At 45.5% G+C, this 3,933-nt stretch carries 2 protein-coding genes and 1 pseudogene; 1 reads left to right on the forward strand and 2 read right to left on the reverse strand.

The window, feature by feature from the left end; genetic code table 11:
- Nucleotides 1–225 (forward strand): annotated as a pseudogene (locus A5320_RS22215) (transposase); the annotation flags it as partial.
- 978 nt (nt 226–1,203) lie between these two features.
- Here the strand turns inward: A5320_RS22215 and A5320_RS01190 are convergent.
- Nucleotides 1,204–1,551 carry a hypothetical protein gene (locus A5320_RS01190; RefSeq protein WP_068059878.1) on the reverse strand — a complete coding sequence of 116 codons (348 nt, stop codon included), beginning with the start codon at nt 1,549–1,551 and terminating at the stop codon, nt 1,204–1,206.
- A partial coding sequence (locus A5320_RS01195; RefSeq protein WP_197489941.1) for an RHS repeat domain-containing protein occupies nt 1,541–3,933 on the reverse strand: 2,393 nt, incomplete at its 5' end. The genes A5320_RS01190 and A5320_RS01195, both read right to left, overlap by 11 nt.

Raw genomic sequence — 3,933 nt, forward strand, 5'->3', positions numbered from 1 at the left:
GGTCGCCAAATGCGGGCGGACAAACGCGGCGCCATCGACACAGCACTGCCACCTATCCTGGCTCGCCTGGGTATTTCTGCGGATTGCTGGTTGCAAAACTGCCAACAACTAGAAACCATCTTTCACCAGGTACTGGGTCCCGTCAGTTCGCTTAAACAATATTGTCAGAAACTCGGTCAGCGTTGGCTCCACGGCCAAACGGCCTGCCGACGAAGTTTTGGCTGACAGTTCCATTTGCGTTCAGTTTTCGAAGCCCGGTTTGCCGTGATTAGTGCACGCGGCTGAACCCTATTCGACTTTCCAATGCTCAAGTACCTCTGCAGAACAAGCTCTGGCATATGCGTCTCGCTTATTCTGTGCAAATTCTATATAGCGCCACATTCAGTTCTATTATTTTGAACATATCTGCATGACGTTTCTAAAATCTGGATGTACGGTTTGGGCCTTTTAAAATATGTGGGTGTCCTGAATTTTTCTTGTTATTTCCGACAAGGTTCCCCCGATCCTTACTCGACTAAACATCAACACAGCAGCGTGGCTCAATAACTGTGAGGGGTTGGAACGGCACTACCACCGCGTTATTGGCAGCGCAACTCATATGATGGAGTTTTGCGAAAAATTTAAGCAACAACGAGTTGTTGGGATCACGGCCGCAAGGCTGGCGTTCGGCTGAATATTTTGCCTTATCAATGTTAGAAAATCATCAGGCCAGTTAACCGCCATAGCTGCACACGCTTAGGATTTGGCAGCTTCACACCAATATTATCTAAAACAGAAACCCTTACTTGATTAAAGGACAAAGCCCGCCAGCGCTGGTGGGCTTTTAACAGTTATCGTATTTTTATTTGTTAATACTAATTACGTTGGATGTCCTATTGGTTGTCACCTCTAAAATCTGGCTGTCCTGTTTTGGCTCCTTAAAATGTGGGTGTCCTGAATTGCTATTCCCACACATTCTAAAATGTGGGTGTACTGAATTACTTCTTTTTAAAATGTGGGTGTCCTGAATTGCTCCTCCCAGGTTGTCATTGACCAAGGTCACCCAGCTGCTATTGACGTTGCTGTAATCTGTACAATTTCCGGCATTGCCCACAAAGCCTTCAGAAGGGAAAAAGGACACCCACACATTCTAAAATGTGGGTGTCCTGAATTGCTACATTAAGTCACAATAAATTAATGATTATGACCCTAGTGATTACTTTACTAGTAAGAACCTTTAAGTACATTTCCAATAACAACCCCTTTTTCTTTTGAAGACATCGTAAAGAAATAATTTCCTTCTTGGGCTGTTTTAATGTAAAACCACTGTTTTATGTAACAGTAAATTAAACCTAAAACTGCTAATGCAGAAAATATAATCAAAAGAACGATTGCTTTAGTTATCATACCTAAATTCGAAGTTGAAAAATAAGCTGGAATTGCCAATACCAGAAAAATAATATAAGTATTTTTCAACACTTGAATTAAAGCATGAAACATAACTGTGCCATTTAAAACACAATTTTTTAAATAACTAAAATTTTCGATAGATTCTAAATTATTATTTTTCATCAAGCTTCTCTTGTACTTTTTCCACTGCTTTTTCAACCCCATCCATGATAGCGTCTTTATTTGCTATCGCCGTAGCAACTGGAACACCAACCGCAGCGTCAACTAGTTTTATTCCTACTTGATCTGTCATATCTCCACCCCTCATGCCAGCAGACGCTGCAGCTGAACTACTAACTTGTGCGGCTCCTTGTGCCCCTACAGCAACTCGTTCAGTTTTGGAAGCTAGTGTGAGAGTGCCTTTTCCTATAGTCGTAGATCCTTTAACTCCAGCAGTGACTAACTTAGCTCCAAACCCCCCTACTGAGCCTAATGCTGCTTGCGCTCCTATAGCACCATAATTGAGGTTGCTTGCTGCTTCGGAAAAGCTTGCACCATTCCCCATTGAAGAAGCGATTTGAAAACCAGCTTCAATAGCTCCTCCTAAAACAAACCCTAGTACCCCAAACTCACCATCAGGATCAGTGTATTTATAAGGGTTGTTATTAGCATAGGCATAACGATTAAAACCCATCGTCGGACTACCACGCTGCATATGCCCCGACATATCAACCGGATCATTAGAATAAAACCGTCCAATCACCGGGTCATAATACCGCTGCTGCATATAAGTTAAACTTAAATCTTTATCCTCCACATGCCCGGTATAGCCCGGCTTGTCTTCCAATGCAGCAGCAGATCCCACTTTGGCAATCAGCTCTTTGCCCAGATAAATATAACTGGTTGCACCATTGGCGCCATCGGTCAGCATCAACTTACCGTTTTGGCTGTAAACGCTGTAACCCTGGTTACTGCCGGTCTTTTTGACCCTGCGGTTATGGCCATCGTAGACATAACCAATAGCACCGGAGTTGGTCAGCTGATTGGCGCGGTTAAAGGTAAATCCGCGCTTGCCATTGTTGGTGACATTGCCGCGGTCGTCGTAGCCGAAAGTATAACCGCCGGTGACGCTGTCCAGCCTTTTACTAGTCTGGTTGTATTGATAGGTCAGCTGCTGTGTGCCGAGGTTTTTCTGCGTCAGATTGCCTAAATTGTCATAAACAAAGTTGCCACTTCCCCAATAGCCACTGGCGGTATTCAACCGGTCCAGACCATCGTAGGTCAGGCTGATTGATTTGCTGTTGTCGACCAGATTAACAATGCTTTCAATATTGTTGTTCGGATCATAAGCATACCGTTGGGCGACTTTATTGGTATTGCCTTGCTTCACCAACCGCTGCTCTGGCCGGAACTGGTTGTCCAGGGTCTGGCTGAACTGCTGACCATTGCCGTAGATGAAGCTTTTCAGTTGTCCGTTGGGGTAAAACAACACGTTTGCGGCATATTGGGTGCTGCCTGCAGTCGCCTTCGTCGGTTGTCCCAGCGCATCAGGGGTATATTGGATGGTGTCGCCGCCATAAATCACACTGCTCAGGTTGCCCAGACTGTCGTATACCGGATCCAACACAAAAGATTTGCCATCAATACTCAAGGTCTCGGAATCGAGCAGATGCGCTGAATTGTAGGTATAAGCCCAAGCGGTCGTGCCCGCCGTTAAAGACAGCTGATTACCCTGATTATCGAGTTGTTGCACCATATTGGGTGTCACGCCGTCGGCATAAGATGTTGTCCAGACATCTCCCTGATTGTCGTAGCTTAAAGTCACCCAACTGCTATTGACGTTGTTGTAATCTGTACAATGTCCGGCATTGCCCACAAAACCTTCGGCAAATTTGGTCATTTCGCCCAAACTGTTGTATTGCATAGCCTTCACGCCGGTTTCCGGACGTTTTTGCAGACAAAGCTGCATTTGGGCGTCATAGGTGCGAAGTTCGGTCATGCCGCCCTGCGTGATCTGGGTCGGCAGACCAAACAAGTTGTACACAATGGTGGTCGCTACGCTTTCAGGCTGCGTTACTTTTGTGGCTATTTCCGTGGTTGGACTGCCATAAGCCAGATATTCGGTGGTTGTCTCATAGTTGCGGCCATTGGTGATGGCAATAGCGTTATTTGCCAGATACTGATAAGTCACATCGCCATTGGCGGTATTGGTCTGACTAAGCTCTCGCTGCAAACCATCAAACTCGGTGACGGTACCAAATTGCTCATTACTATTGTCGCTGGGAACTGATGCAAACTCTGCTTTGCCATAGGCATTAAACTGCTGACGTACATAACGTACGGTGTTGGCCTCTTTGCTGGCATCCCATTCTTTAGAAAACACCGGACGCATGAGTCCATCAAGCGTAATGGCTTTGCGATAATTCCCGCGGGTAATATTTTGAACCATCACGCCCATACCACTGACGTCGGCGTCATATGAAATACTGGTATTTGCCCAGGCACTATCCAACGGGTCAATCAGCTGCAAGCGGTTCAGACTGTCATAGCCGTAGGATGTTTTAT

The sequence above is a fragment of the Rheinheimera sp. SA_1 genome (assembly GCF_001669775.1).
Classification (GTDB): Bacteria; Pseudomonadota; Gammaproteobacteria; order Enterobacterales; family Alteromonadaceae; genus Pararheinheimera.

Coding starts and splice junctions, on each gene's coding strand:
- A5320_RS01190 (WP_068059878.1), bottom strand. CDS start 1,551: ATGAAAAATAATAATTTAGAATCTATCGAAAATTTTAGTTATTTAAAA.